At 47.5% G+C, this 6,253-nt stretch carries 5 protein-coding genes; all 5 read left to right on the top strand.

From position 1 onward, the window contains the following. A partial coding sequence (locus V7Z64_RS10985; protein WP_334110412.1) for a response regulator transcription factor occupies nucleotides 1-506 on the top strand: 506 nt, incomplete at its 5' end. Between the two features lie 98 nt (nucleotides 507-604). Beyond that, nucleotides 605-1,447 carry a DegV family protein gene (locus tag V7Z64_RS10980; protein ID WP_021095710.1) on the top strand — a complete coding sequence of 281 codons (843 nt, stop codon included), beginning with the start codon at nucleotides 605-607 and terminating at the stop codon, nucleotides 1,445-1,447. A 66-nt stretch (nucleotides 1,448-1,513) separates the two neighbouring features. After that, nucleotides 1,514-2,854: a DEAD/DEAH box helicase gene (locus V7Z64_RS10975; RefSeq protein ID WP_334110414.1), complete on the top strand. Its 1,341-nt coding sequence runs from the start codon at nucleotides 1,514-1,516 to the stop codon at nucleotides 2,852-2,854. Next, nucleotides 2,851-3,519: a ComF family protein gene (locus V7Z64_RS10970; protein ID WP_021095712.1), complete on the top strand. Its 669-nt coding sequence runs from the start codon at nucleotides 2,851-2,853 to the stop codon at nucleotides 3,517-3,519. The genes V7Z64_RS10975 and V7Z64_RS10970 overlap by 4 nt, the downstream gene beginning before the upstream one ends. Beyond that, nucleotides 3,470-6,253: metal-dependent peptidase (locus tag V7Z64_RS10965; RefSeq protein WP_334110408.1), on the top strand; the 2,784-nt coding region annotated here is incomplete at its 3' end. The genes V7Z64_RS10970 and V7Z64_RS10965, both read left to right, overlap by 50 nt.

The following is a 6,253-nucleotide window of genomic DNA, read 5'->3' as shown; positions in this document are numbered from 1 at the left end:
CGCATGTAAACGGTGTCGAGGCGACTCGTCAGCTCATTGAAGCGTATCCGGATACAAAAGTGATCATTTTATCGATTCATGATGATGAAAGTTACGTCATGCATGCGTTGCAAACGGGGGCGATGGGATATTTGTTAAAAGAAATGGATGCAGACGCCTTAATTGAAGCGGTTCGTGTTGTGGCAGAAGGCGGTTCGTACTTGCATCCGAAAGTGACGCATAATCTTGTGAAAGAATATCGTCGCCTCGTTGCAGGGGAATCGATGGGACAAGAGAAGCAAAAGCAAGACGTACGCCGACCGTACCATTTATTGACGCGCCGCGAATGCGAAGTGTTGCAGTTGTTGACGGACGGAAAAAGCAATAAAGGCATTGCCGATGCGCTATTTATTAGCGAAAAAACGGTGAAAAACCATGTAAGTAATATTTTGCAAAAATTAAATGTTAACGACCGAACGCAAGCCGTTGTCGTTGCGATTAAAAATGGCTGGGTAGAAGTGAAATAAGGTTGTCGAATCGATTCGACAACCTTTTTCAATGCAAGGATAGTTATAATATAGTACAATGCAAGTAGGAAAAATTTTGGACAAGGAAGGTATAGGCGATGAAAACGGCGATTTTAACAGATAGTACTGCATATATCCCGAAGCATATTCGTGAACAGTTGAATATACATATCATTCCTTTAAGTGTTGTCTTTGGAACCGAGACGTATCGAGAAGAAATCGATATAAGCGCAGAAGATTTTTTTGACAAAGTAAAAACGAGCGAACAACTGCCGACAACATCACAGCCGCCGATTGGACTATTTGTTGAAACGTTCGAACAGCTTGCGAAACAATACGATGCGGTCATTTCCATTCATTTATCAAGCGGCATTAGCGGAACGTATCAAGGAGCCGTTTCCGCGGGTCAAATGGTTGAAGGTATTCGCGTGTATGCATATGATTCGGAAATTAGCTGCATGATGCAAGGATTTTATGCGATGGAAGCGGCAGAAATGGCGCAAGCAGGTATGCATCCAGAGGCGATTATTGCGCAGCTAGATGAAATGAAACGATCGGTGCGCGCTTATTTTATGGTCGATGATTTATCGCATTTGCAGCGCGGTGGTCGATTAAGTGGCGCACAAGCGTTTATCGGCAGCCTTCTGCAGGTAAAACCGATTTTACATTTCGTTGATAAAGTGATCGTGCCGTTTGAAAAAATTCGTACACGTAAAAAAGCGTTAAGCCGAATAGAAGAGCTATTTGCGGAAGATGCGATGCTCGGCGTTCCGATGCGTGCGGTCATCATTCATGCGAATCGTGAAGAAGAAGCGCGTGCATGGAAAGAAAAGCTTGAACAACAATACCCGCACGTTGAATTTTTCCTTAGTTATTTCGGTCCGGTCATCGGCACACATTTAGGTGAAGGGGCAATGGGATTCGGTTGGTATAAAAAATAAACAGGAATTTTTTTGATTAGCGCGAATAGAAGAAGTGGACGACTCGTCCACTTCTTTTTTAGTGGGGTGATTCGTTTGTATATGGCAGGCAAACAGCTGCTAAAGTCTGGACTTTCTTTTCCTTATGATGAGAAGTATGTTCAAGTTGTAGAAAGTATCGTCAAAACGAAAAAAGGGTATCGCTGTGTGCGATGCGACAACGAAGATCAACAACTTTTTGCGTCTTTTCCGTGCGCTCGTTGTGGACGTATATGTACGTATTGTCGAAAATGTGTCACGATGGGACGATGTAGCGAATGCAATCCGCTCGTCATATGGACTGGTCCAATTCCCTCCACCTCTTTTTCTTCACCGCTGAAATGGAGCGGTAAACTATCCCCAGCCCAACAACTTGCTTCCGACGAAGTGTGTCAGGCGATTGATCGAAACGACTCATTGCTCGTTTGGGCCGTATGTGGTGCAGGAAAAACGGAAGTGTTATTTGCGGGAATCGATCTGGCGCTGTCGCACGGAAAGCGCGTTTGCATCGCCGCTCCGCGCACAGATGTCGTGTTAGAGCTAGCTCCGCGCTTGGCGAGCGTATTTCCATCGGTCGATATGGCGGCATTATATGGCGGTAGTCAAGACCGTGGCAAACTTGCTTCATTGACGGTGGCAACGACGCATCAATTGCTTCGGTATTATCGGGCGTTCGATGTCATGATTGTTGATGAAGTCGATGCGTTTCCGTATAGCGTTGATCCGATGCTTTCGTACGCCGTTGAACGTGCCCGAAAACCGACGTCTTCACTCATTTATTTAACTGCAACCCCAAACGAGCAATGGCAACATGAAGTAAAAAGTGGAAAACGGAAAGCGGTCATGATCCCAGCCCGTTATCATCGTCATCCGCTCCCTGTCCCTACATTCGAATGGTGCGGCAATTGGCAAAAAAAGTGGCGCCACCACCGTTTACCGCTATGTGTCATTCAATGGCTCCATGCACGTTTATCACAAAAGAAGCAAGCCTTTTTATTCGTCCCTCACATCGAATTTTTACAACAAGTGGTCCCGTACTTACAACAATTTCATCCTCTCATTGAAGGGGTGCATGCTGAAGATCCGAAACGAAAAGAAAAAGTGCTCGCTTTTCGTCGCGGACACATTCCTATTCTCGTCACAACGACGATTTTAGAGCGTGGGGTGACTGTGCCAAACATTGACGTCGCTGTGTTCGGTGCAGAACAACCGATTTTTACAGAAAGTGCGCTCGTACAAATTGCTGGACGAGTCGGGCGAAGTGCGCAATATCCGACAGGTGATATTCGCTTTTTTCATTTTGGAAAAACGAAAGCAATGGTTAAAGCAAAGCGCCATATTGTACGTATGAACGATGAAGCACGAAAGCGAGGGTTGCTTGACGAATGAAATGTGTCATTTGTCATGATGATTGGATGCCGAAAATGTCTTTTTCGATCTTTTTGACGCTTCGGCAAGAGGATGTTTGTTGCCCGCGTTGCCGCGCTCGTTTTATTCGTTTAGAAGGGAATCGTTGTGAGCGATGTAGCCGTTTAATTGATCAGGCGGTATGTGAAGATTGCATCGCGTGGGAAAAACGAAAAAGTGTTTTAAAACAAAATGTCTCGGTGTATATGTACAATGATTGGATGAAAGAAGTGATGAATCGTTTTAAATTTCGCGGCGATTATGCACTTATTGAAGCGTTTCGTCACGATGTTCGCGCCGTTTTTTCTAAACATTTTTCTTCCGATGTATGCCTCGTGCCCATTCCTCTTAGCCCTTCTCGACTAGCTGAACGCGGATTTAATCAAGCGGAGGCGATCGCTTCCCTTTTGCCATTGCCGATGATTTTTGCTTTGCGACGTATCGATGATGAAAAACAATCGAAAAAAACGAGACGTGAACGTTTCACTGGACGGAAGTTTTGTCTCACCGGAGAAAATGTGGCAGAAAAGCGCATTGTGATTGTGGATGATATTTACACGACAGGCGCAACGGTGCACGAAGCAGCAAAACTTCTGTATGACGCAGGTGCGCGCGATATTTGTTCGTTTACTCTTATCCGTTCATAGTTGGGAACAAAATCCCATTGAAAAGTGCGCAACGATGGTCGATATAAAAAGTAGGAATATTGGAGAACGGAGATGGGTCGTTATGGAAATTCGCGGATACGGACATTATCGCTCGGCATCCTCATCGTCAACGACTGTGACTTTAAAAGCCGGAGATGTGTATGAAGCGGTCGTGAAAGAGCAAGTAAGTGAAAAAGAAGCGATCGTGCAATTGCGAGGGGTGGATATTCGGTTTCGTTTTGAAGGAGACGTGCCGCCTTCTGGGAGAGTGAAAGTGCAAGTGACAGGTGGGAATGGAGAAGTGGTCGAAGGGAAGGTTGTGACACCTCCTTCCACATCATCATTTGAAACGTTTGAAACGCCTGAACTTCGCCAAGCGGCAACGATCGTTGCTCAAAAGCAACTGCCGCTCACTCGCGAAACGGTAGAGGCATTGCGCACATTTTTAGCAGAAGGGAAAGGAACGGTTGAACAAAAGTTAGAAACGATTCAAATTGCCGCAAGTAAAAAGCTTGATATGACAGTAAAGCAGTTACAAGCGGTTCATGAGGCGCTCCACGGCAAGCCGTTAAGTGCATCGCTACATGATATCGTGCGCGCCATTGACGCACATTTTTCATTTACTCCAATCGCCAAACAACCGTCGCAAACGATTAGCGAATTACGTACACAGTTACAACAAGAAAAAAATATAGACCGCGTCATCGAATGGACGAAACAGTTTGCCGAAGAAAACGGGCATGAGGAGATTGCGAAAGCTGTTCGTGAAGCGACTGTAATGAAAGAGAGAGGTCATGAATCGTTTGCCCGCAGCCGCATTATGCAAGCGGTCGCTATGGCAGAAGTGAACGAAAAGAAAACGAATGACGTACAAACAGAACGGGCAACGACGCAAGAGAAACAGTTGCAAATCATTCGTCAACAAATTGAACGCGAGCCGATTGTCGCCAAAGCGATCGCTATAGCAAAAGGAAGCGACGTCGTTCGTCAAACGCTCGGGCCAGCATTACAAGAGGCAGAACAGTTGTATCGCTCAGGTCAACCACTTCGTGCTAAACAAAGATTGCTTGAAGCGTTTGCTTCTGTAGAGAAAAACGAAGATGTTCCGGTACAATCGGCCTCACCTTCACAAAAGCAAGTCATCGATGAAGCGAAACGCATCGTTCGCAACGCTCGCCATGTCGAAGATGCGGTTCGTCAGCTGAAAGAAACGGTTTTACCACGCATCGAATCGAAGGAACTATATGAAGCCGTTGAACGTGTACAACAATTAGGAGAAAAAGCAAAAAACGACCTTATTCAAGCATTGCGTACGGTAGGAGACCAACCGAGTAAGTCAACATTGCCGTTAGAAAGAAAAGAAGCACAGCTAAAACAAGTGGTTGATTTACGAAAACAAGCAGAAAGCGATCCGAATGTGAAAGCCGTGGAGGCGCAAGTGAGAGAAATCGTTCGAGCATTGCCAGTGGAACAGGGAGAGAAGCTCGCTCGCGCTTTTGACCAAGCGAAACAGCTGGAGACGGTTGGACGAAGTGTCAAAGCTCGTCAGCAGTTGGTGCAAGCATTACGTACGGTGGAAGAAGAAGCGATTGCGGACGTCGTGCGGACAGCGAAAGAAGTGGTTCGAGCGAATGCGCCAACGTCCACACCGTTGGAAGCCAAAGAAACACAGCTGAAACAAGTGGTCGAGGTGCGGAAGCAAGCAGAAAGTGCCCCAAATGTGAGAGTGGTGGAAGCCCAAGTACGCGAAGTTGTTCGTACGTTGCCAACAGAACAAGCAGAGAAAGTCGCTCGCGCGCTTGAACAGGCGAAACAGTTGGAGACGGTTGGACGAAGTGTGGAAGCTCGTCAGCAGTTCGTGCAGGCGTTACGTACGGTGGAAGAAGAAGCGGTTGCGGATGTCGTGCGGACAGCGAAAGAAGTGGTTCGAGCGAATGCGCCGACAACGGCAGTAGAAGCGAAAGAATCGCAGTTAAAGCAGGTCACTGACGTGCGTAAGCAAGCAGAAAGTGCGCCGACGATGAAAGCAGTGGAGCCCCAAGTGAGAGAACTCACTCGTACGTTACCAGCGGATGAAGGAGAGAAAGTCGCTCGTGCGCTCGAGCAGGCGAAACAGCTGGAGACGGTTGGACGAAGTGTGGAAGCCCGTCAGCAGTTCGTGCAAGCGTTACGTACGGTGGAAGAAGAAGCGGTTGCGGATGTCGTGCGGACAGCAAAAGAAGTGGTTCGAGCGAATGCGCCTTCAACGGTAGTAGAAGCGAAAGAATCGCAGTTAAAGCAAGTTACTGAAGTGCGGAAACAAGCGGAAAGCGCGCCGACGATGAAAGCAGTGGAGCCGCAAGTGAGAGAAGTCGTTCGAGCGTTACCAGCGAACGAAGCAGAGAAAGTCGCTCGTGCGCTCGAGCAGGCGAAACAGCTGGAGACGGTTGGACGAAGTGTGGAAGCCCGACAACAGTTGGTGCAGGGGTTACGTACGGTGGAAGAAGAAGCGGTTGCGGACGTCGTGCGTACAGCAAAAGAAGTGGTTCGAGCGAATGCGCCGACAACGGCAGTAGAAGCGAAAGAATCGCAGTTAAAGCAGGTCACTGACGTGCGTAAGCAAGCAGAAAGTGCGCCGACGATGAAAGCAGTGGAGCCCCAAGTGAGAGAACTCACTCGTACGTTACCAGCGGATGAAGGAGAGAAAGTCGCTCGTGCGCTCGAGCAGGCGAAACAGCTGGAGACGGTTGGACGA

Origin of the sequence: Anoxybacillus sp. (genome assembly GCF_036834105.1) — a bacterium.
GTDB lineage: Bacteria > Bacillota > Bacilli > Bacillales > Anoxybacillaceae > Anoxybacillus.
The sequence above is the reverse complement of the archived record's forward strand: the minus strand, read 5'-3'. Positions and strand labels throughout refer to the sequence as shown.